At 42.3% G+C, this 22,957-nt stretch carries 24 protein-coding genes and 1 tRNA gene; 11 read left to right on the top strand and 14 right to left on the bottom strand.

Features of this window, described 5'->3' with window-relative positions; all coding sequences use genetic code 11:
• Nucleotides 1-1,141, bottom strand: a 1,141-nt coding sequence (locus tag GX756_04990) for a spore germination protein (GenBank protein ID NLC17218.1), incomplete at its 3' end; no start/stop codon positions are given.
• A 260-nt stretch (nt 1,142-1,401) separates the two neighbouring features.
• On the opposite strand from GX756_04990, the gene GX756_04995 reads away from it, so the two are divergent.
• From GX756_04995 to GX756_05010, 4 genes are all read left to right on the top strand, one after another.
• Nucleotides 1,402-1,478 (top strand) — tRNA-Arg (locus GX756_04995).
• A gap of 196 nt (nt 1,479-1,674) precedes the next feature.
• Nucleotides 1,675-3,003 carry a beta-glucosidase gene (locus tag GX756_05000; GenBank protein ID NLC17219.1) on the top strand — a complete coding sequence of 443 codons (1,329 nt, stop codon included), beginning with the start codon at nt 1,675-1,677 and terminating at the stop codon, nt 3,001-3,003.
• Between the two features lie 93 nt (nt 3,004-3,096).
• Entirely contained in the window at nt 3,097-3,822 is a 726-nt protein-coding gene (locus tag GX756_05005; protein ID NLC17220.1) for a putative ABC transporter permease, read from the top strand.
• Between the two features lie 22 nt (nt 3,823-3,844).
• Complete coding sequence (locus GX756_05010; protein ID NLC17221.1) at nt 3,845-4,249, top strand: hypothetical protein; 405 nt, start codon at nt 3,845-3,847, stop codon at nt 4,247-4,249.
• Nucleotides 4,250-4,401: 152 nt separating this feature from the next.
• On the opposite strand, the gene GX756_05015 is transcribed toward GX756_05010, so the two are convergent.
• Together GX756_05015 and GX756_05020 are read right to left on the bottom strand one after the other, a co-directional pair.
• Entirely contained in the window at nt 4,402-5,118 is a 717-nt protein-coding gene (locus tag GX756_05015; protein NLC17222.1) for a zinc metallopeptidase, read from the bottom strand.
• Between the two features lie 76 nt (nt 5,119-5,194).
• Nucleotides 5,195-6,505: a hypothetical protein gene (locus GX756_05020; GenBank protein NLC17223.1), complete on the bottom strand. Its 1,311-nt coding sequence runs from the start codon at nt 6,503-6,505 to the stop codon at nt 5,195-5,197.
• Between the two features lie 93 nt (nt 6,506-6,598).
• Between GX756_05020 and GX756_05025 the strand changes: the two genes are divergently transcribed.
• Nucleotides 6,599-7,474, top strand: coding sequence for a hypothetical protein (locus GX756_05025; protein ID NLC17224.1), 876 nt, complete (start codon nt 6,599-6,601; stop codon nt 7,472-7,474).
• A 5-nt stretch (nt 7,475-7,479) separates the two neighbouring features.
• Here the strand turns inward: GX756_05025 and GX756_05030 are convergent, their stop codons facing one another.
• Entirely contained in the window at nt 7,480-8,361 is an 882-nt protein-coding gene (locus GX756_05030; GenBank protein NLC17225.1) for a LysR family transcriptional regulator, read from the bottom strand.
• A gap of 200 nt (nt 8,362-8,561) precedes the next feature.
• Between GX756_05030 and GX756_05035 the strand changes: the two genes are divergently transcribed.
• The 6 genes from GX756_05035 to sufB all read left to right on the top strand — a co-directional run bounded on the left by GX756_05035 (nt 8,562) and on the right by sufB (nt 14,096).
• On the top strand, nt 8,562-9,389 hold the full coding sequence (locus tag GX756_05035; protein NLC17226.1) for a uridylate kinase: 828 nt from the start codon (nt 8,562-8,564) through the stop codon (nt 9,387-9,389).
• Between the two features lie 156 nt (nt 9,390-9,545).
• Nucleotides 9,546-10,307, top strand: coding sequence for a Fe-S cluster assembly ATPase SufC (gene sufC / locus GX756_05040; protein NLC17227.1), 762 nt, complete (start codon nt 9,546-9,548; stop codon nt 10,305-10,307).
• Nucleotides 10,283-11,101 (top strand): SufD family Fe-S cluster assembly protein, encoded by an 819-nt coding sequence (locus tag GX756_05045; protein ID NLC17228.1) that lies wholly within the window; start codon nt 10,283-10,285, stop codon nt 11,099-11,101. Before sufC ends, GX756_05045 begins: the two co-directional genes overlap by 25 nt.
• On the top strand, nt 11,098-12,303 hold the full coding sequence (locus GX756_05050; protein NLC17229.1) for a cysteine desulfurase: 1,206 nt from the start codon (nt 11,098-11,100) through the stop codon (nt 12,301-12,303). The genes GX756_05045 and GX756_05050 overlap by 4 nt, the downstream gene beginning before the upstream one ends.
• Nucleotides 12,290-12,727 carry an SUF system NifU family Fe-S cluster assembly protein gene (locus tag GX756_05055; GenBank protein ID NLC17230.1) on the top strand — a complete coding sequence of 146 codons (438 nt, stop codon included), beginning with the start codon at nt 12,290-12,292 and terminating at the stop codon, nt 12,725-12,727. The genes GX756_05050 and GX756_05055 overlap by 14 nt, the downstream gene beginning before the upstream one ends.
• A complete protein-coding gene (gene sufB, locus GX756_05060) occupies nt 12,720-14,096 on the top strand; it encodes a Fe-S cluster assembly protein SufB (GenBank protein NLC17231.1) in 1,377 nt (458 codons plus the stop codon). Before GX756_05055 ends, sufB begins: the two co-directional genes overlap by 8 nt.
• A gap of 107 nt (nt 14,097-14,203) precedes the next feature.
• Here the strand turns inward: sufB and GX756_05065 are convergent, their stop codons facing one another.
• The 10 genes from GX756_05065 to GX756_05110 form a co-directional block, all read right to left on the bottom strand.
• A complete protein-coding gene (locus GX756_05065) occupies nt 14,204-15,001 on the bottom strand; it encodes a histidinol-phosphatase HisJ family protein (protein NLC17232.1) in 798 nt (265 codons plus the stop codon).
• Nucleotides 15,002-15,059: 58 nt separating this feature from the next.
• The gene (locus tag GX756_05070; GenBank protein ID NLC17233.1) at nt 15,060-15,911 is read right to left on the bottom strand and encodes a DegV family protein; all 852 of its coding nucleotides are present in this window, start codon (nt 15,909-15,911) and stop codon (nt 15,060-15,062) included.
• A 24-nt stretch (nt 15,912-15,935) separates the two neighbouring features.
• Entirely contained in the window at nt 15,936-16,526 is a 591-nt protein-coding gene (gene lepB, locus GX756_05075; protein NLC17234.1) for a signal peptidase I, read from the bottom strand.
• Between the two features lie 27 nt (nt 16,527-16,553).
• A complete protein-coding gene (locus GX756_05080) occupies nt 16,554-16,769 on the bottom strand; it encodes a DUF951 domain-containing protein (protein NLC17235.1) in 216 nt (71 codons plus the stop codon).
• A gap of 10 nt (nt 16,770-16,779) precedes the next feature.
• Entirely contained in the window at nt 16,780-18,471 is a 1,692-nt protein-coding gene (locus GX756_05085; GenBank protein NLC17236.1) for a hypothetical protein, read from the bottom strand.
• 91 nt (nt 18,472-18,562) lie between these two features.
• Complete coding sequence (locus tag GX756_05090) at nt 18,563-19,099, bottom strand: hypothetical protein (GenBank protein NLC17237.1); 537 nt, start codon at nt 19,097-19,099, stop codon at nt 18,563-18,565.
• A complete protein-coding gene (locus GX756_05095) occupies nt 19,090-19,695 on the bottom strand; it encodes a hypothetical protein (GenBank protein ID NLC17238.1) in 606 nt (201 codons plus the stop codon). The genes GX756_05090 and GX756_05095 overlap by 10 nt, the downstream gene beginning before the upstream one ends.
• A gap of 78 nt (nt 19,696-19,773) precedes the next feature.
• Nucleotides 19,774-20,658 carry a hypothetical protein gene (locus GX756_05100; GenBank protein NLC17239.1) on the bottom strand — a complete coding sequence of 295 codons (885 nt, stop codon included), beginning with the start codon at nt 20,656-20,658 and terminating at the stop codon, nt 19,774-19,776.
• Complete coding sequence (gene trpS, locus GX756_05105) at nt 20,658-21,653, bottom strand: tryptophan--tRNA ligase (protein NLC17240.1); 996 nt, start codon at nt 21,651-21,653, stop codon at nt 20,658-20,660. Before trpS ends, GX756_05100 begins: the two co-directional genes overlap by 1 nt.
• Nucleotides 21,654-21,674: 21 nt before the next feature.
• A partial coding sequence (locus tag GX756_05110; GenBank protein ID NLC17241.1) for a threonine synthase occupies nt 21,675-22,957 on the bottom strand: 1,283 nt, incomplete at its 5' end.

A 22,957-nucleotide genomic window follows, 5' to 3' on the forward strand; every position in this document is an offset into this window, starting at 1 on the left:
ACATTACGGTGGGCGAACTTAAAAGTCCGGCTTTGACGGCGGTATCGCCTAATACAAGCGCGCCCACAATGCTCATCGCCATGCCCACATACCGCGGCAACCTTAAACTCGCTTCGTGGATTATCTCAAACAAGAGTATGACAAACAGCATTTCAAACATCGGCGAAAAAGGCACGCCTTGGCTGGAATTGAGGATTGTTACCAAATAGTCTATGGGCATCGCCATATAATGAAAAATCCTAAGCGCCACATAAATCGCTGGCAGCTGCGTTCCCAACAAAATTCCCAATAGCCTCATAAATCTCAAAAAAGTGGAACGCGTGCTTTTTGTGTAATAGTCGCCGCTTTCCTGTATATCCTCAAAAAAGATAAAAGGAACAGTCAACACCATAGGCGAGCCGTTGACGATTATAGCCACCCTGCCTTCTAAAATCTTGGATACGATTATATCGGGCTTTTCGGCGACGCCTACCGTTCTGAACAACGAATTGGGCTTTTCGCTGATAAACTGCGCTATGTAGTTTGAGTCTATTATTCCGTCAATGTCTATAAGTTTGAGCCTGTGGCTTACTTTTTGCACGATATATTCATCGGCGATGCCTTTTATGTAACAAAGCGCGACTTCGGTATTGGAATATCTGCCGATAGAATGCTTTTCATAGACAAAGGCTGGCGTATGCAGCCGCCTCCTTAGCATTGTTATATTAGTTTTTATATCTTCGGTAAAGCCTTCGCGCGGACCCATCAACAAAGCCGAAGTAGGCGGCTCTGTTATGGCGCGCGTAGTCCATTGGGCGCATCCTACGGTTAACGCCTTATTAAAGCCGTCTATCAACAAAACGCCGTTGCCGTCTAATATGTTCCTTATCGCTTGGTCTGTAGATTCTATTTCGTCAACGCCAAATGTATTGATTACATGGAGTTTCAAATACATTGGCACATCTTTGGCGATTTTATCGCTGTCCATAAGTCTTTTTAGGACATCGCGCACCGACTCAGGCTCTATTGCCCCCTCTAAAAAAATAAAACAACATTTAACCCCGGACTTTAAGCTAATATCGCGGTGGTTTATATCGGCGTTGTTGAAAAACAGCTCAAGAAGCTTTTTTTTGTTTGTTTTTAGGTCTTTAACAAATTCCATATCTTTCCCAATAATAAATATTAACAAATTTAGAATTTGCAAATATTTTCCAATTATTCTAAATATAGGTTTAAAATGTAAAAAACCAAGAGGCTTTTATAAATTTTTGGGCGCGCCGCCAAATTATATAATTGACTTTTTTGGCATTGCTGATATAATAAATTTGATATTTTTTTTGTTAAGGCTAAATTTCGGCTTTTTGGATTGACGATAAATTTTTGCCGATATTGGGCCTAATTATAAGAAAGATAAAAAAATATGTTCCCGTAGCTCAGCTGGATAGAGCGCCGCCCTCCTAAGGCGGGAGTCGGACGTTCAAATCGTCTCGGGAACGCCAAAAAACCTGTCTTTTTCATGACAGGTTTTTTTTAATTTTTTAATAGCAAACAGCGTCAAAAAACTGTTGTTAAATTTTTATTAAAATGCCTAAAAAGCTGCTAATAATTGAAAAGTTATCTGATTTGGATTGTTTTTTGATTATCTTATCGGTTATAATATTAGTTATATTGTATAAATATTTTAGGAGCCAAAAGATGAATCATAAGTTTTTATGGGGCGTAGCGACTTCTGCCTATCAGATTGAAGGCGCTTATAACGAAGACGGCAAGGGTTTGTCTATTTGGGATGTTTATACCAAAGAGCGCGGCAAGATTTTCCAAAACCATAACGGCGACATAGCCTGCGACCATTACCATAGATTTGAAAGCGATATAGAATTAATCAAGGAATTGGGCGTCAACGCTTACAGGTTTTCAATAAGTTGGCCCAGAATTTTGCCCCAAGGCGCGGGCAAGGCCAACCAAAAAGGCCTTGATTTTTACAATAGAATAATTGACTTATTGCTTAAGGCCGATATTGAGCCTTTTATCACGCTTTATCATTGGGACTTGCCTTACGAGTTAAACTTAAAAGGCGGTTTTTTGAACAATGATTTTCCTAACTGGTTTTGCGGATACGCCGATACGGTAGCGAGAGCTTTCCAAGATAGGGCAAAATTTTTCGTAACATTTAACGAGCCGCAATGCATAATCGCCGGCTATGGCGAGGGCAATTTCGCGCCCGGCTATAAAGCGTTAAAATGCGAAAGGCTAAGGGCCGCGCATAATCTTTTGCTCGCCCACGCCAAAGCCGTTCAAGCATTCAAAAGTTATAACGATGACGCCAAAGCCGGTTTGGTTACCTGCGGCTCGGCTTTTTATCCCGCCATGGCAAACGAGCAAAATATAAAAGTTCTTACCCAAGCTTATCAAAGCCAATATGACGAAAGCTCTATTTTGATTTATACGGATCCGATATTCTGGGGCAAATATCCCGAACAATGTTATATTAATTATCCCGAGTTTTACCATAATATTAATCCGGACGACCTAAAACTCATATCAACGCCTGTTGATTTTTTGGGCATTAACAACTATGAAGGCGCGCCCGTAATATCGGACGGCGCTAACGGATTTAAAGTTTACCAAAGACACGACGGCTACCCTAAGACCGACACAGGCTGGGCGGTGGAAGAAGACGGGATTTATTGGATGAGTAGATTTTTGTATGAAAGATACAACGCGCCCATATACATAACCGAAAACGGCATGGCTAGCAATGATTGGGTGCATCTTGACGGCGCTGTCCGCGATCATGCGCGCATTGATTATTTAAAGCGATACATAGGAAAGGTCTGCCAAGCCATAGAAGACGGAGTAGATATAAGGGGATATTTCGTTTGGAGTCTTTTGGATAATTTTGAATGGGCAAGCGGCTATTCAAAACGCTTCGGGCTTGTGCATGTTGATTACAGGACGCAAAAGCGCACACCAAAAGATTCTTTTTATTGGTATAGGGATTTTATTAAGAGTCTAAAACCATAAATTGATTTTTTGCCGTTTTGATTTATATTAATTTGTTATCGGTTTTGATTTTGATATAATTATAAATAATAATACTGTTTAGGATAAAGTGGAATGAAAAAAGTCAGCGTAAAAAACCTGCTTAAGCCCAAAGAAGTTTTCGCGGAAGGCTTGTCATTTTATAAAGTTTTTTTGATTTTTGTGTTTGCCTGTATTTTTGGGACATACTACGAGCAAGTTTTGAAACTGATAGCCGACGGCGTTTGGGTAACGCAGCAAGGCGTTATTTACGGGCCTTTTAATCCCGTTTATGGCTTCGGCGCGGCGGGGCTGATCGCGCTATTGGTAAGGAAAAAAAGAAAATGGTATTGGTCTTTTTTGCTTGCCGCGGTCGTCGCGGGGTTTTTTGAGTATTTTTTGCACGAGCTTGAATATATCTTTACGGGCAATGTTTCTTGGGATTATACATATTTGAAACTGTATATCCCGTCTATTGTCACTAAGGGCGCTACGGCCGGCACTAGCGTGTTGCACATGGCTATATGGGGGGCGCTTGGGCTGTTTTTGGAATTTATAGTTTATCCGATATTATCCAAGCTGATAGAAAAAATCCCGCCTTTGCAAGGCAAAATGGTTTGCAACGCGTTAGCGGTGTTTTTGACGATAAACATTCTCCTAACGGGCGCGGTTTTTATAAGATATGGCGAGCGCCAAAAAGGCAAAGAGCCTCTTACTTTTATAGGCGCGTGGCTGGACAGGAATTATCCCGACGAATATGTTCACGAAATTTTCCCCGACAAAAAGCTGGAAGAAACCGAACACAATAATGAAACATTATAAACAAAATGAGGATTTTTGGTATATGGAAAACAAAAACGAAAACCTACAAGAAGAGAAACGCTATCAGGAGCTTATGAGCCGCCAGCTAGGCTTTCTTAAAAGGTTACTATTTGCTATTTTTGGCCTTATAAGCCTTGTGTTTATGATTTTGAGCGCTGTGTTTTTGGCATTGGGCATGGATAACCCAACTTATAATACTTTGGCGATAATATACGCGTCTGTGGGCGTAGGGTTATTATTTATAGGGCTTTTGATTTACATGCTTATACCCAAAAACAAAGAATATGATTATCAAAGATTTAAAAAACGCATTAAAAGACACGGGATACTTAACAATCTAGAATTATGCGCGATGATTACAATTTTGGACGAGAAAATTGAGCGGCTGGAAAAAGTTGTTTCACAATTAAAAGAAAAAATAGAATAAAATATAAACCCTCGCCTATGGGTTGGAATAGCTGTTTAATGCCAAGCATATGGCAAATAACTTTTAAGGATATTATAATTAAGCGCTAAAAAAAGAGATGTTTTTATTGCATCTCTTATTTTTTTGTAAAAGCGATAAAAGCCCAAAAAACTTTATCTTCTTCTTCCTCTTGCCAAGAATATTATCGCCAGAAATCTCAGCATGCTCAAAATTGCCACAACAAGCGAGGCTACATAGGTCCACGCCGCCGCGTTGAGGACTTTTTTGGCTTGTTCGGTCTCCTGCGCGGGCAAAATCCCGCTGGTAGTAAGCAGCGCCGCCGCGCGTTTTGAGGCGTTAAACTCGGTGGGCAAGGTTACAAGGCTGAAAAGGATTGAAGAACCGTAAAAAATCAATCCCGCGTAAATGATTATATCGCCTATAAAAGTGCCCGGCACAGCCAAGCCGAAAATAATGCCGATAATAAGCAGCGGCCACATAAGACGGGAAGCGAAGTTTACAATAGGCACCAAAGAATTTCTAAGCCTTATGGGCATATAGTTGTCAGCGTATTGCAAGGCATGTCCAACCTCGTGCGCCGCCACCCCAAGCGCCGCCACGCTGGAAGAATCAAACACGCCGCTAGAAAGCCTTATCGCTTTGTTTTTGTGGTCGTAATGGTCGGTTAATGTGCCCGGGGTTTTTTGCACTTGGATATCAAAAAGGCCGGCGCGGTTTAGCGCGCCTCTTACCATTTCGTATGCCGTAATCCTTGATTGTGAATAGACCCTTGAATATGTTGAATATGCCGAAGTGACTTTGCTTTGGGCATATATGGCCAATAAGATTCCGGGCAGCAAAACTATGCCTGTAATATAGTATAATATCATTTTATCACCTCTTTAGTGTTATTATATCATATAGTTAAAAACATATACAATAAGGGTGTTTTACAGTATGATAACATTATTTAAACTCTATTTCAAAGAAATTATCAATCTTGTTATTGCGATACACGGCCTTGAATAACGAAGCCTTATTATTCTTGTCAATTAATAAAAAGCTGTGCGGATACTGCAAATAATAATTATTGGGCATAATTTCAACATAGTCCTCAAAAAACTCTTCCAGCTTTTGTTCAGTTAAGATTTCGTTCAAAGAATCGGTAAGATAATATTTGGCCTCCGCAAAATCTTTGCATTTTACCGCCTCAAAAACCGCTATGGGCATAAGCCTGATGTCTTGGGCGCGGTTTGGCTCTTTGTTGACATAAACATAATACTCGTCGATCTTTTCCAAGGTCTGACCGTCAAACACGCTAACCTTTCCTCTAAGCGCGATATCGCGGTTGAGCTTAAGAGCGCTTATCTTTTTGCCTTCTTGCCGAATAAGGTCAAAAAACCCTTCTATCTTAATTTTGTATTTTTTGGGCTTGCCCTTAATGACCAAAAGATATTTGTCTTTGAAGTTATCGTCGTCTTTTTGCGCCGTGACCGCCGCCACCAAGTCCGAGTTTAGCATTTCGGCCTTTAGGGTGAAGTTTTTTAGGTTTTTGGGCAGAGTATGATAAAATACGTCTTTGCCGTATTCAATACAAAGGCGGTCAACTCTGTCATTGATAAGACTGACGGTATAGCTTTTGCTCGCGCCTTTTTTGGCGGGTTTTGGATTGTTTTTGGCCGGGGATTGCTTGCTTGGTTTTTCTTCATTTGGCTTGGCAGGATTTTGGGAACTCGCTGAGTCTTTTATATCGTTTTTGCCGTCTTGGGTTAAAGGCGCTTTTTCAGCCGAAGCGTTTTGTATGTTGTTATTGTTTTGCGGCGTCGCCAAATTATTGGCGTTATTGATTTTTTGTTCCGTTATATTGTAAGATATTTGGCTATCGTCATCTTTATAAGCAGTTTGCGTATTAGAAATTTGGTCTGCAATCCTAAAATTATTTTGGGACGAATCGGCCGCCACTTTTACGCTTTGTATTATTTTCTTAATAGGCGGCTCGTATTCGGTTTGGTATTTGGGCGCGTTAAGCCTTAGTTCGTAACGCCTCTCGGGCAAAGATATTATAGTCCCAAATTCTTGGGGCAAGGTCATATTTGGGTTTACTCTCAAAGAAAACGCAAAGGGCTTGTAATCCAATTCCAGCGGCATCGCCCAAAAATATAACAAAGCGTTTTCTTCCGTATAAAAAGTAATCGGCGTCGCGGCGTTGCCCAAAAACACCCCGTTTACCGTGATAAGCATATTATCGTTTCCAATTATATACAAATGGCTATTCATATTGTAATTTTATGCCTATGTAAGACTTAATTATGTATAACATTTTGTTTTTGTGTCCATAATTTAAACATCAAATTATATCGGAGTGTTTATATGGAATGGACAGTGGAAGAAACCAAAAGGTTGTTTGAGTTATGCGCTCAAGCGCGAAAAGAAGGCAAGGGCCTAAAAACCGCGTTTGAGACGGTGGCGCGCGAAGTGGGACGCAAGCCTAACAGCGTGCGAAACTATTATTACGCCCATCTTAAAACCCTAAATCTTATGCCCGAGATGTCCCAAAAACTTGGAATCAAAGTTTTGCCGTCCAGGACGACTTCGTTCAAGACATTTACCGAACCCGAGATCGTGGAGTTGGTAAGGCATATTTTGATAGAGCAGGCCAAGGGCAAGAGCGTGCGAAGCGTTACCACTGAAATGGCAAAGGGCGACAAGAGCTTGATGCTCAGGCTACAAAACAAATACCGCAGCGTTGTCTTTAGACAGAGAAAGAAGACCGAAAACATTATAAGGGAATTGCGCGCCCAAAAGATCACATTTTTCAACCCTTACACCAAAAGCGTGGTAACAGAAGGCGTGGAAGAGCCTATGGACGACTACGCGTTGTTTAGCAACCTCAAAACCATTACCGCCTCGCTAGACGACGAACAGGTTAGGGACTTGTTTAAGGGATTGGCGCGCTTAGTCCATATGGCGACATCCAATCCGGGCGACGAGCACGCTATTGATATCAAGGTATTGGAGCTCAAAAAGAAAGAACAAGAAGTCCAAAAACTTGCCGAAGAAAACAAAGCGCTAAAGGGCATGATAGAAAAGTTGCGGCTTGAGCTTACCGAGCGCAAACTTGACAGCAACCTGGAACAGCTAAGGGAGATAAACAAGACATTCTTGACCAAAGCCGACAACGACAAGATAAAAAGCTTGGGCGAGTATGTCTCCGAATTGGGAAAAATCTTGGCAAAGACCAAATAAAAAACTTATTTATAAGACGAAATAAATTCGCTAACCGCAAAAGAAAGGGGCACGTCTTTTAGCGTGGCAAGCCCGATGCCTCTTGAGGGCAGCGGCGGGTCAGTCTTGATTTCTATCAGGATTCCTTCGTCCAATTCTTTTTGGATATATTCTTTTACCACGCAGGCAATCCCTAGCCCGTTGATTGCAAACTCTTTTAACAGATCAAGACTGCCAAGCTCTATATCAGGCGTTACATTAACGCCGTTTTCTTTTAGGAAGTTTAGGACATTTTTTCGGGAATTGCTGTTTTTGTCCAACATCATAAGCGTATGGTCGGTCAAAACGGACAGGCTTTGGGTCTGTTCGGCCAAAGACTTATGCTTTTGGTTGGTCACAAAGCAATCCCGCACGCGATCGATCTCGGTAATTTCTAACGCTGAATCATTGACGGGCATATTGACAAACGCCACGTCAATCAGCCCTGTCTTTAACAAATCAATCGCGCCTGTGGTGGTGCAATTGGTGAGCTGGATTTTGATTTGCGGGTGCTTTTCGTGAAAAGCGTTTATCTTATCCAGGAGATGATATTTGATAAGGCTGTCGCCCGCGCCTATATGCAGCACGCCAATCGCCAAGTTTTTCATCTGCCTGAACTTGTTTTCGGCCGACCTTATTAAGTCAATGGCTTTTTCCACATACCCGAACATCATCTCGCCTTCGTTTTCGGTCAGCTTCATTCCTTTGGGCGTGCGCACAAAAAGCCTTCCGCCCAGCAAAGTTTCAAGCTGTTTTATGGATTGGCTAACGGCGGGTTGGGTTATGTAAAGTTCTTTAGCCGCTTTGGTGAGATTGCCTGTTTTGCCCACCGTATAAAAGACTTTGTATAATTCCAAATCTATTGACATAATTTTTCCTTATGAAACTTGCGCTTTTGTTAATTTTTTCTTATGTTTATTATATCTCAAAATACTTGTATTTGCAATGCCTAATTAAAAATTAAAATTATGATATTTTTATAAAAAACGCAAGATATATATTTTTATTGACTAACACAATCAAAATTGCTAATATTGCGTTAAGGTTTTATTTTTTTATGGAGCGTATTATGAAGTTTGACATTGAATTGGTCGGTAAAATAGGCTCAATGGCGCTGATCAACGAAGAAAAAAACGACTTGGATTATAACAAATTTGCCCGCATTGGCAAAGAGTTAAGGCCCGGAATCGTTTGGGTTTCAAGCGGCGCGACCGAGATTGGCAGGCTTGATTATATAAAACGCATGGGTTGCGAGCTAAAAGGCGACAGCGAGGACAACAAGACCGATTATTCCGCTCAAGGCCAGGCGATTTTGATGCAAACATACAGGATGTTTGTTAATCCCAATTACAATATAAGACAGGTTTTGGTAGAACATCAGCATTTTAACAACGAGGAAAAACGGGAGCATATCAGAAACTTTTTGTTCAGGTGCGTAGCCCAAAAAGCCATTCCTATAATTAATTACAATGACGCGGTCTCGTGCGAGGAAAATCGCCGAATGGAAATTGCCGCCCTGAAGAAAAACGGGGGCAACCATGTGGTAGAGCTTGTGGATAATGACGAAACCGCGAGCTTGATCGCTTGTTTGGTAAAGACCAAAAGATTGCTGATTTTGACTAGCGTCGACGGAATTTATAAAGACCCCAAAGATCCTTCCACTTTGATTGAGGAAATAAGCGGCAAAGATATATACGAGGTCTTGGATAATATAGAGGCTTGCAAAGCGCTGTGCCAAGGCTCAAGCAGAATAGGCGCGGGCGGAGCCGCGGCCAAGCTTGAATACATAAAAGAACCCGTCAAGATGGGCACGCTTGTGTATATCGCCAACGCCAAATATTCTATAAAAGATATTTTGGAAGGCAAGGCAAAAAGGACTTTTATAGGCGTAAGATAAATTTTCCTTTATAAAAAATCTGTCTTTGAAACACCCTAATATTTGGCGGCGTTTTTTTATAAAAAGTTTAAGCCATTTGTTGACGGATTATTTAAACGGAAGTATAATGATAATACTCTACCAATATGGTAGGGTATTTATTGTTATAGGAGCGATATGAAAAAGGCAATTCTCAAAATACAAGATCTCCATGTCAAGATAAAAGACAAGGAAATTCTAAAAGGCGTAAACTTGGAAATCGGCGGCGGCGAGATTCACGCCGTGATGGGTCCCAACGGAAACGGAAAGTCCACTCTGGCAGCTGTCGTTATGGGCAGCCCTTTTTTTGAAATTACCAAGGGTAAAATTATTTATGACGGCGAGGATATTACAAACATGCCGACTGACGAGCGGGCAAGACGGGGCATATTTTTGGGCATGCAATACCCTAGCGAGATTAGCGGCGTTACCAATATGCAGTTTTTGTATTCGGCTTATAACGCCATAAATCCCGACAAAAAAATGTCTTTGGGCGTTTTAAAGAAAAATGTAACGGCGGCGGCTGCTGCGCTGGAAATGGGCAAGGACATGCCCAACCGCTATTTAAATGTGGGATTTTCGGGCGGCGAAAAAAAGCGAAACGAAATCTTGCATATGCTGATGCTGCGTCCCCGATTTGTAATGCTGGACGAGATTGACTCAGGATTGGATATTGACGCTTTGCAAACCGTGGGCAAAAACATAACCAATTACGCCGATGAAATGGGCGAAAACGCCGCTTTTTTGATTATTACGCATTACCAAAGATTGTTAAACTATGTTAGACCCGATTTTGTGCATGTTTTGTACGAGGGCAAGATTGTCATTACGGGCGGGGAAGAGCTTTCTTTGAAGCTTGAGAGCGAAGGTTACGAATGGCTGAGACAACAAGGCGTTTAATTTACGCAAAAGACCATAAAACAATACAAATTAATCAAGACGGCGTTTATCGTCTGCATTTTAGGGGCGTAAATGATAAAGTAAATGTCGTCATTTCCCAAAACACAAGAGCGTATATTACGCATAGGTTTTGCCCTCGGGCGCCCTTTATAGATATTGATTATAAACTTGAACAAGGCGCGCATTTGACGCTTAGCGCGTTTTGCGATTGCAAGACTATGCAAGTCAATCATAATATGGTATTGGGCGCTAATAGTATTTTTGAGGGATATTACGGATTTGTAGGACAAAGCGTGCAAGACAATTGGACGATAGATTTATGTTCGGGCGTTTTGGCCAAACTTTATGCCGTTAGCTTTTGCCAAAACTCAGACCGACATAATCATAACTTGACCACCCGCCAAATTGAAGGCGATAATAAAGTCCGATTTAGAGGGCGGGGCGTGGCGGTTATGGATTCTATGTGCAAGTTTACAACCAAGGGAGTAATCAACAAGGGCAGCTCGGGCGCTTATTGTTCGCACAGGAGCAAGATATTGACGCTGTCCGACAACGCCAAAGCCCAAATTGACCCAAGCCTTATTATAGACGAATACGATGTCCAAGCCGCGCATTCGGGCAGCGTGGGCAGAATAGGCAAAGACGAATTGTTTTATATGATGTCGCGGGGTTTAAGCGAACAAGAGATTATTAACCTTATTTCTTACGGTTTTTTGGTGTCCAGGATTGAGGGTTTTTTGATAAAACCCGACAGGCTAAGATTTTACAAAGCGATAAAGCAGGATGCGCTATGAACAAATATAGAAAAGATTTTGCGCTTATTCAAAAAGGCGAATGGGTATATCTAAACAACGCGGCGCAAACGCTTGTGCCCAAGCCTGTAATAGACGAGATGGCAAGATATTATACGGAGGTCGGCGCCAATGTCCATAGGGGCGTGGATTCGTTGGGGTTTGAGGCGACCAGATTATACGACCTCGCGCGCGAAAAAGTCGCCAAATTTTTGGGCGCGGGCGATAAAGGCAAAGTCATTTTTACGCGCGGCGCCACATCGGCGCTCAATCTAGCGGCGCGCTCTTACGGTCAGGTTTTGTCAGACGGCGACGAGATAGTGGTTTCAATGTCCGAGCATCATTCCAACTTTGTGCCATATCAACAGCTCGCCAAGGAAAAAAACCTAAAGTTAGTCTTTGTCCCGTTGGACGAGCGGGGCAGCGTTACCGCCCAAAACCTAAAAAGCGTGTTATCGCCCAAAACCAAAATCGTGGCTATATCGCATATGACCAATGTTTTGGGCTCCATTAACGACATCGGGGCGTTGGCGGATGTGGCGCACTCGGCAGGCGCCGTAATAGCCGTTGACGGCGCGCAAGGCGCTGTCCATATGCCCGCCGAAGTGGACAAAAACGACATAGATTTTTACGCGCTGGGCGCGCACAAAATGCTCGGTCCTACGGGCATAGGCGCGCTGTATGCCAAAAATGATTTGTTAGACATAATGCCGCCTTTAGAAACGGGCGGGGATATGGTGGATATCGTAACCAAAGAGCATACTTCGTATTTGGACGCCCCCAACAAATTTGAGGCGGGCACGCCTATGATAGCCGAGGCTATCGGCTGGGGCAGAGCGATAGATTATTATTTGGAAATTGGATACCAGGCGATTAACGAGCAGATACGGCGTTTGAGAAAAATTATGGTTGAGAGGATGAGGGCTGAAATTCCCGATGCCATAATATATAATGAGAAAGCCGAACATTCGCCTATGGTGACTTTTAATATCAAGGGCGTGCATTCGCACGACGTGGCAAGCGTCCTTGACCATGAAAAGGTTTGCGTGCGCGCGGGTCATCATTGCGCGCAATTAATACACGAATGGCTGGGGATTGCGTCTTCCGTAAGAGCCAGTCTAATGTTTTATAACAATGAACAGGATATTGACAGGTTTATCCAAGCCCTCAAAAAATCAAAGGATTTTATAAATGTCTTATTTTGACGAAAGCCTATCGCGAGAGATTATACTTGACCATTACCAAAACCCTCGCGGCAAAACTATCCCGCAAGGGTATAAGACCGTCACGCTAAAGAATGTGTCTTGCGGCGATATAGTAAGCGTGGGTGCGCTTTGCGACCATGAGGTTATTAAGGACATAAGGCACGAAGGAACGGGCTGTTCTATTTGTTGCGCCAGCGCGTCTATGATGTGCGAGCTCTTAAAAGAAAAAAGCGTGGCACAGGCCTTAAAGATAGCCCAAGAGTTTAGCAAAATGATGACAAGGCAAGAGTTTGATTGCGAGATTTTGGGCGACGCGTGCGCTTTAGAAGGCATTAACAAATTATTGCCCCGAATAAAATGCGCGACGCTTGCTTGGAACGCCGCCAAAGAACTATTTACAGGAGAGCAAAAAACCGATGGATGATTACAAATACGGGTTTAACGACGGCGATGTAGGCGTGTTTTTACTTGAGCGCGGGCTTGACGAAGACCGGGTAAGGCGGATAAGCGCGATAAAAGGCGAGCCCGAATGGATGACCGAGTTTAGAGTCAAAAGTTACCGCCAATACGCCAAGTCCAAATTGCCCGCTTGGGCCAATCATCTTATAAAGCTGGAAGAAGACCGGTTAATATATTACATCAAGCCAAGCGAACGGGTTGCGACCGATTGGGAACAAGTCCCCGAAAAGATAAAAAAGACCTTTGACGCTTTGGGCTTGCCCGAAGCCGAAAAAAAATATTTGGCTGGCGTCGCGACCCAATACGAGTCGGAAGTGGTTTATCAATCAATACAACGCGATTTAGAACAAAAGGGCGTCATATTTTTGGATACCGATACGGCGCTAAAGCGCTATCCCGATTTGTTCAGGCAATATTTTGGCGCGCTTGTGCCTTATGATGATAACAAATACGCGAGCCTAAACAGCGCCGTTTGGTCGGGCGGGTCGTTTATCTATGTGCCCAAGGGCGTTAAATTAGAACAGCCTTTGCAGTCGTATTTTAGAATGAACGCCGAACAAATGGGCCAGTTTGAAAGGACCTTGATTATTGTGGACGAGGGCGCGTATTTGCATTATGTGGAGGGCTGCACGGCGCCTAGATACAGCAAAGACTCTTTGCACGCCGCCGTCGTGGAAATTTTTGTGGCGGACGGGGCAAGGTGCCGCTATTCCACAATCCAAAACTGGTCGGACAATGTTTATAACCTTGTCACCAAAAGGGCGGTTTGCGGGCGCGATGCCGTTATGGAATGGATAGACGGCAACTTGGGCTCCAAACTCACGATGAAATATCCCGCGGTTATCTTAAAAGGCGAGGGCGCGGCTGGCACGACCATTTCTATCGCCGTGGCTGGCAAGGGGCAGGTTCAGGACGCGGGCGCGAGAATGATTCACCTGGCGCCCCATACATCGTCAACCATAATTTCCAAGTCTATCGCCAAAAACGGCGGCAACGCGACATACCGCGGCGAGATTGTGCACTCTGAAAACGCTCATCGCTCTTTCAGCCATGTTGAATGCGACACGCTTATTTTGGACAAATTATCCAAATCCGACACCATACCTATGAACAAAATACTCAATGGAACTTCTATATTGGAACACGAAGCTAGGGTTTCCAAAGTCTCCCAAGACCAGCTGTTTTATCTTATGAGCAGGGGTTTAAACGAAGAACAGGCGACCGAGATGATAGTTTTGGGATTTATTGAGCCGTTTTCAAGGGAATTGCCTATGGAGTACGCTATTGAGCTTAACCAATTGCTAAAAATGGACATGAGCGGGTCAATAGGATAGGAAAGAATAAAATAGAATAAAATAGGATAAATACCTATCCTTAAGATAAGCAATATTTTTAAAAAACATAAAATAAGACCTATAAAAAACTTAAAATAATAATCTTTCTAAATTTTTATCTCAATATTTTGTCTATTTTTAACTATAGTGTAATATTTGAAGCCTATGTCTTTTAGGATTTTGCTTGCGGTCTCAAAGTTATAGGCTAGTTTTTGGGCGCGGTGGGCGTCCGAGCCAAAAGTGACAAGCCTGCCCCCAAGCTCGTAATACCGCTTTATGACTTCCAAAGAGGGAATAACGGGCTCTTTTAAGCTCTCGGCGCTTGTATTGATTTCTAGGATTTTTTGTTTTTGGATAATCTTTTTCAAAATTTTATCCAAAATATAATCAAACTCGCCATATTTATACTCCTTAGGGTCATACGGCGCTTTTCTTATCACATAACCCAAATGCCCTACGGCGCTGTAATAATAAGGCGCGTCCAGACTATCCAAAACTTTATCAAAATACGCCATGTAACTTGCGCGCTTGTCTTTGCCCTGATGGTATTCGGGGAAATAGCAGTCTATCCCGTCCACCTCATGCACGCTGTTAATTATATAATCAAAAGGATAATTTTGCACAATCTCCGCGTTTTGCGGGTTTTGCGCGGGCATATAACCCATTTCTATCCCTATCAGCAAATCAACGCCCTGGTTTTTTGCCAAGCCCATAAACGATTCTAAAGTTTGGCAATATCTAGAAATATCCAGCTCTTGTGTAGCGTATTTTGAGCCGTTGTCAAAATGGTCGGTAATAGCTAGATATTTAAGGCCTAGTTTTTGGGCGCGCAAAATAAGCTCGCAAATATCTTGTTCTGAGTCAAAAGAAAAATTGGTATGGGTGTGCAAATCAAATTTTATCATAAGCAAAATTCAAGCTTCAACAAAAAAACAAGCGCAAAACCTCCAATATATCGCGCTTTTATTGTCCGTCGTTAATATAAAGTATGCCCAAAGTGCCCCTGCCGCAATGCGAGGTTATGGTGGCGCCCGCCGTTGTTTCCAAAATCTCTTTAAAAGCGAATTTTTCTTTTAGGATGTTCTTGACCTCTTGGACAATCTCATCGGGCGCGTCGGTATGCGTAATAAACACGCGGCTAAGATCGGGCGTGTTATAAGAATCCAAAATATGATTTACATATTCTATTATTACTTTATGCATAGGCCCTTTGAATTTTTTGCCCACGTCAAGTTTGCCGTTTTTCATTATAATTGTGGGCTTGATTTTGAGAAGGTTGGCGCCCAAAAGCTGCAGCTTGGAGCATCTGCCGCCTTTATAAAGGTAATTTAGCGTGTCAATAATAAAAGATGTTTGAACATAGGGTATTCTGTTTTTAACCAGCTCAATTATTTCTTCGGCGCCTTTGCCTTCTTGAGCCAGTTCCCAAGCATACAAAGCTAGCAAGCTAGACCCTGTGGATAAGGCTAAGGTGTCTATAGCATAGACATTGTTTAGGTCTTTGGCCGCTTGCGAAGCCGATTGGTGCGACGCCGAAATCAAACTGGATATATTAAAATGTATTACGGCGTCATAGCCTTGGTTTAGGAAACTTTCAAAAAACTCTTTATAGACATAGGCGCTTCTTGCCGCCGTTTTTGGCAGTTTGCCCGTCTGTTTTTCAAAATTATAGATGTCTTCTCTTGCGATATTAACTCCGTCCAAATAAGTGTCTTCGCCTAAGCTGACTTCCAAAGGCATCAAGGATATCTTGTATTTTTCCAGAAGTTCTTTGGATAAATCTAAAGTGCTGTCGCCCGTTATTTTGATTTTCATGGTTTTTTAACCTCCCTAAATTTTTTAGGCAAAAACCCTTTTTAAAAATCCGTTGTCGGTTATTTCTAAGATTACTTTTCCTTTTATCTCCTGTCTTGTGACAAAGCCAAAAGCGCGGGAGTCTTTGCTGTTGTCGCGGTTATCGCCCATTACAAAAAAACAGCCTTTGGAAACGGTGTATTCTTGGCCAAACTGTATAAAAGCGCCAAAGCTGTGAGTCGCTCGCATTACAAACCCGTCGTTATATTCTGTCCATTCCCCGTTTTTGTAAAAAAACATTTTGACTATATGCGGACCGTTGTCTATTTCGTCGGTTTTTTCAAACTTAAAAATCTCGTCTTCTACGGCTATAATCCTCTTGATGTAAATGTCTTGATAACCTTCTTTTTGTAATATGACTACATCGCCCTTTTGGTAACCAAACGGATAATGATTGACCAAAATAACATCGTCTTGCTGATAAGTGGGTTCCATAGACGCGCCTATAATAGTGTAACCGCGATAGATGTTGATAACGGCAAGATATAGTATCAAAATCATGATTAGTATATCAAGCGCGTTGATTATTTTGGTCTTTTTTCTTAAAGAAATTGGTTCCACGGGGTTTTGCCTCATAAAAATTATATCATAGTATTGTTACAGTTATGTCATAGACGGCTCGTCGGGCGGAAGAATTTTTTTGATGCTTTTTAGGGCTTTTTGCAAGTCAAGCATTATTTTGTGGTTGCAGCCTAAGCATTTTAGCTTGACATCCGCGCCCGTTCTTGTTATCAAAAACAAGTTGCTTCCGCATGGGTGTATCTTTTTCATTACGGCTTTTGCGCCGGTTACTAGGTTTTTTGAGTTTACATTGGACATAGTCTATCCTCTAAACCCATAATATATTGTTTATCAAAAAGCGCCCTTCGCTTTTGAAATACAACAATACCGCGTTTTCAAAGCTTTTGAGCATAACTCCGTCTTCTGTTTTAAATTCTGAAGCGCCCAATGTTACCTTGTTCCAAATTTCAGCGCCTTCTGCGTTGAGAGTATAAAAATAATCATACTCGTATTTGTCGTTGATATAGTTCCTAAGCCCGATTATTACTTTTTGGTCAATAGGCGAATAGTAGCCTATTTGCAGCTGGTCGTCTTCATAGCCTTTGTATCTGGGATCGCCTATTTTGAATGTCGCAAGGTCGCCCATAAGGGCGCGTATGCCTTCCATATCAAGCGCGCCTTTTTCCATAACCAGCTCGGGGCTTTGATGGAACAATTCATTGGTGTTGATTACGGTAAAACAATCCAAGCCCAAAGAAGAATCATAAACCAGCCTGCTTGCTTTTATATTGGCGTCCGTTATGCCCAATTGGGACGGTATGCAAGCGTGCAGGTTGCTGCTTATAATATATTTGTCATAAAAGATATTGGCAAACGCGAAATAATATTCGGACACATCCAAAATTTGGGCGGCTGCCAAAAACTTGTCTTGGACTTGCGCGCAATCCAGCCTAGTCCAGTTTCTGATGCTGGGGTCGGGCGTTTCTGTCGCCTGATACAGCCTTATTTCTTTTATGGGCGCGGCCGTATCGGCGTTGATTTCTATATATAATTTGTTGTCTTGGTTATATGTCTTGAGTTCGGGCTGAAAGGGGTGATAAAATTGGCAGTCAAACAAATAATTTCTTAGCCAGTTAATTATAGTGGCGTTATATTCAAAAAAGATTTCCTTGTCGGAATACGGGATTACCGAAAGCATAGAAACCGTGTTTTTGGGGATGCGCGAATAAGTGTCAAAGGCGCGGTCAAAGGTGGAGTCATACTCGTTGGTGGAAAGCGTGACCAAGATTGGGGTTTTGACCAAGGGCGCGTAGCTTTGGGTTGACAGCGCCGCAAGATAAAGGCTGCGCTCCTCTGAAATTTCTATATCAGCCTCCTCGCCCTTTTTGTATAAAAAATCATAGCCCAGCCATCCCGAATTGAACATAGAAACGATACAGCGCGCTCTTGAATCGGTCGCGCCCAGTTTCCAAGCAAGGTTGGCGCCCGTCTTAATGCCCAAAACAGCGATTTTGGAATTATCAACTTCTTTTATTTGCTCCAACAAAGTCAAGGCCCGCCTTGCCATAGCCGTCCAAATATACCATGGCGATTCTTTGGGCGAGCCCTTGACGGCGCTTAGCCTGTCTTGCGCCTTTTCAAAATTGGCGTATTCCAAACTTTTGGGATAAATAGTATAGCGGTCGCTTTGGCCGCGATAACCAAAATAGTCAATTGTAAAAATGCTCGCGCCTTTTAGGTTTTCTTTGATAAATCGCAAAGTTTGGTAAAATCGCTTGGGGCTTCCCAAAAAAAAGACGACGGGCGCTTTTTTTGACTTTTCTATTGTTTTTTTGTCGTAATAAAATTGGGCAAAAGCCCGCGCCTTGCCGCCTTCTTGGTCTTGATAAGCGGTAAAATAAATTTGTCTTTGGATATAGCCGTCTTTGGCCGGTTTTTCGCTTATTATATTAATATTGTTGTCGTCAAGCCTGTCGGAAAAGTCTTTCCACAATTCTATAGGGGAAATCAATTCTCCCATAATTTTCCAAATCCTCTTTTAAATGGTTATAATTATAGCATATTGCGCTAAAATTGACAATTTATAAAACTTTTAAAATATGTAGGGGATATTATTTGAAAATGCGCGCTTTGACCAGTAGTCTGTAAATATAAAAAAAGGTTTGGTCGTATAATATAAAGACAACATTCATAATCAGCGCCAAAATATAATACGCGCCTACGATTTGGACAAAAGCGTTCATGTCAAACAAGACAAAAGTCGCGATTTTGTATATGGTATAAAGCGAGATATTAAAAAGCGGAAGCAGTATAGAATATCTTGTCAAGTATTTTAAAAACGGTTTTTTTAGGGGGATTTTGTTCAAAAAATACGCCGCGAAACTATGCGGGGCGAACAAAACCATATAGGGCACGACTTGGGCTATGCTAGCGCCGCCCAATAACAATATGCTCAAAAGCGAAACGCCAATGCCGCTTAAGACGCCATATAACACGCCGCATTTTTCAAAAAGATAAAAAAGAAAAAGCGCCGCGCCCAAAAACGGCACAAAAGACAAGGGCAAGAAAGCGCCCAACATTATCAATCCCACTCCCAAGGCGGTTAATATGGCTGTGTAAGCGATTTTTTTTGATTTGTTTAGCAACATCTCATCAAATTACAGCAGCAGTCAAGCAAACACAAAGTAGTGCAGCAGTTTGCCAAGCCCATAGAAGCGTCCGGCGGCATAGGCTGGTCCTGTCCTTGCGTTTGCTGGGTATTTCCCATTGTATATGGATTGGCGTTTGAGCTTGCCATTACCTGTTCCAGTCTTGACAGGGCTGTTTGGTATTGCGTGTTGTTAGGGTCAAGGTTTAGCGCTAATTTGAGCTGCGCTCGGCTTTCGTCATACCAGCCTTTTTTATAAAAGATTATGGATTGCAAAAAATGCCAGTGCGCCGGGCGCTCGGACATCTTGTCTAGCTCAATTTGGGCCTGGTCAATCTTGCCGTCTTTTATCATCTGGTCTATGTCGCCCAAGTTGGAGCCGTATTCTATTTGAGCTTGCTGCTTTTTGCGCATCCTGATTATTTCGCTGTATGCGTTTTCCAAATTCATAAGATTGATAGCGCCTTGCCGTCCCGCTTCGCCTTCTAAGAACCTGTCTTCCGAATATTGCGCTTTCAATCTTTTGTAAGCTTGCTCTATATCTTCCATGGACGCCTCGGGCGTCAACTTCAACACTTCATAAGGGTTTTGCGACATTAACTTTTTTGCTCCTTTTAATAGTATAGTATTAATATATCACATATTCGCCACAAAACATAAATAATTCTATAATTATTATATTTTTTCTTTACGCAGCTTTTTTTTGGACGACATAATTAATGAAAACTTCCGCCTTAGCCCGTAATATATGATATTTGTAAGCAAATCCCGGCCTTCCGTTATGGGCAAAAGATTAAAGTTTTCTATCATTTTGTTAATGGTAATATTAATAATAAAGTCTATATCGTCTTTATTATCGGCGATAAATTGTTCTTTGTTTTGGAAATTGCCGAATTTAGCCAAAAACGGATTATAATTTTTGGATTTGTAATCTTCCTTTAAGTCGTCCAGCGCGTCCAGCAAATATACCAGCTTCCCTAGGTTGTATAAAAAATCCTTTAGATTTTGGTCCTCGTTGTCGCCGCCATGTTTTTTTACCAGCACCAAAACACAATCCCTAAGCATTGCGGCAAAACAATCGGCTGTCTTGTCCAAGCTCGCGCAGTTTTCTTTTTCCAAGCGCCTTAAGCGCTCGTATTGCGTTTTGATTATTTGGTCGGCCTCATTCAGCGCGGCGGACGATTTTTGGTAATGCTTTTTTAACAACCCTTCCAAGACGGCGTTTTTTATTCCGCCGCCGTCAATCTTATTGTCCAAAATGTTATGATATGCCAATAATAAATTTAAATCGGTTATGTCTTTTAATAACGCGCTGGACTTGACTATATATTTTTTGACAAAAGGGTTCAAAATACAGTTTTGGTTTAAAAATTGCGGCAGGATATTAAGATAGGCGTGCAAAAACGCGCCCAAAAACGCTATGTCGTAATTAGTGGCAAGGCGCGGCGTATTGCCAAAGTATTTTGCGGTCGTTTTGCACACGCCGCAATAAAAAGCGCGAAAAAGCAAAAAGTCCTTGTTATATAATTTGGATTTGTCGGGGGTAATATAACCATACATTATAAAATAAGCCCTATCTTTTTATATACCTTTCTCAAAGTCTTATAGCTGGCGTTAGCCGCTTTTTGTTTGCCCTCGGCGATGACTTCTTCTAAAAAGGGCTTGTCCTTAATAATACGGGCGTATTCGGCCTGAATGGGCTTTAGCCCTTCAATAACGCTTTCGGCGACTTTGATTTTAAACTCCCCATATCCTTTGCCTTCAAACTCTTTTTCGCATTCGGAAATGCTTTTGCCCGTAAAAGCCGAATATATGGTCAAAAGGTTGGATATTCCGGGTTTTGAGGCCGAGTATTTTATTTCATTGCCCGAATCGGTAACCGCGCGCTTGAATTTTCTCATAATGTCGTCGGGGCTATCCAGCATCATCACAGCGCCGCCGTTGTCCGACTTGGACATTTTTTTGTCAGGGTCTTGCGAATCCATTATTCTGGCCCCGTCTTTTTTGGACGGGATATAAGGCTCTGGCACCACAAAGGTAGGGCTGTATTTGTTATTAAACCGCATCGCGATATCGCGCGTAAGTTCCAAATGCTGTTTTTGGTCGTCGCCCACGGGCACCAAATCGGCTTGATACAACAAAATATCGGCCGCCATAAGCACGGGATAGCTAAAAAGCCCTATATTGACATTTTCGGGATGCTTGGCGCTTTTTTCCTTAAACTGCGTCATCCTTCGTGCTTCGCCAAACATTGTGTAGCAGCTTAGCACCCAAGCAAGCTCGCAATGGGCGGGCACGTGGGATTGGATAAACAAGGTATTTTTTTTGTAGTCAAGCCCGCACGCCAAATAAAGCGCGATAAGAATGTATGTGTTTTGGCGAAGTTGGGCGGGGACTTGGGATACCGTAAGGCTGTGCAGGTCCACTACGCAATAGTAGCATTCATATTGGTCTTGGAGCTTGACGAAGTTTTTCAAAGCGCCCAAATAATTGCCGATTGTAAGATAGCCGCTGGGCTGAATTCCGCTAAATAATACTTTTTTTTGATTTTCCATAATATTATGTTACCTAAAAAATTATTTTATAAAGTCCAATAATCTTTGCGTTATTTTATCTTTTTCCAATACTTCGTTATGCAATACGGGCTTATCAAACGCGCTCAAAATAGCTCCGGGCGCGCCTATGCCCGTTTTGGATTGAAGTTTTAGGATAGCTTTTTGGTCGTCCTCGGGCGCGGAATAGTTAAGCGCAATCAAAACATCGCGCGCGAATTTAAACGGGCTGGCGGTGGAGACTATTACCGTTTTTTTGTGGTCGTCTTCGCTTAGCAGATAGCTGTTATAAACCGCCACGGCCACCGCGGTATGCGGGTCGCATAGATAATCTTTTTCCAAATACACATTATGAAGCGTTTCTTTGGTTTGGATATCGTTGGCGTAGTCCGCGAAAAAAGAATTCTTGACTGCCGCGAGCTCGTCTTCAGTTAGGACATATTCGCCCGATTCAAACAGCGCTTTCATTCTTTGGGATGTAAGCTTATCGTTTCTTGCCGAAACCTCAAAAATAAGCCTTTCGGTGTTTGAGCTTATCAAAATATCCATAGAAGGCGAGATCGTCTTTTGCAAAATCCTGCAAGCGTTATAATGCCCCGTAGTCAAAAAATCGGTCAAGACATTGTTGCTGTTGCTGGCGCAGATTAGCTTGTTTATGGGCAATCCCATTTGCTTTGCGTAAAAGCCCGCCAAAATATTGCCAAAGTTTCCGCTGGGCACCGCGAAATTAATGGTTTCGCCCTCTTTTATCTCGCCCGCTTCCAGCAAGTCAAGATAAGTTGAAAAATAATATATTATTTGGGGCAGCAGCCGCCCCCAATTGATTGAGTTTGCCGAAGACAGCAAATATCCCGCTTCTTTAAATTTTTGGACGCATTCAGGGTCGCAAAAAATCTTCTTTACCATGGTTTGCGCGTCGTCAAAATTGCCTACTATCCCTAAGGGCAAAACATTATCGCCGTCTTGGATCATCATTTGATATTTTTGATGTTCTGAAACATTATCGGTGGGGTATAACACGGCGATTTTAATGCCAGCGACATTTTTAAAACCCTCAAGCGCCGCTTTGCCGGTGTCGCCGCTGGTAGCTGTCAATATCAAAATATTTTCTTTGATATCGGCTTTTTGCTTGGATTTTTGCATAAGCTCGGGCAAAAGCGTAAGCGCCACATCCTTAAAAGCGCAAGTAGGCCCGTGCCAAAGCTCCAAAACATAAACCGAGTCGTCAAGCTTTATTAATGGCGCGACTATATTATCCTCAAATCTAGATATGGACTTAGCGGCGCATTGGCTTAATTCGTCATCGG

The sequence above is a fragment of the Clostridiales bacterium genome (assembly GCA_012512255.1).
Taxonomy (GTDB): domain Bacteria; phylum Bacillota; class Clostridia; order Christensenellales; family DUVY01; genus DUVY01.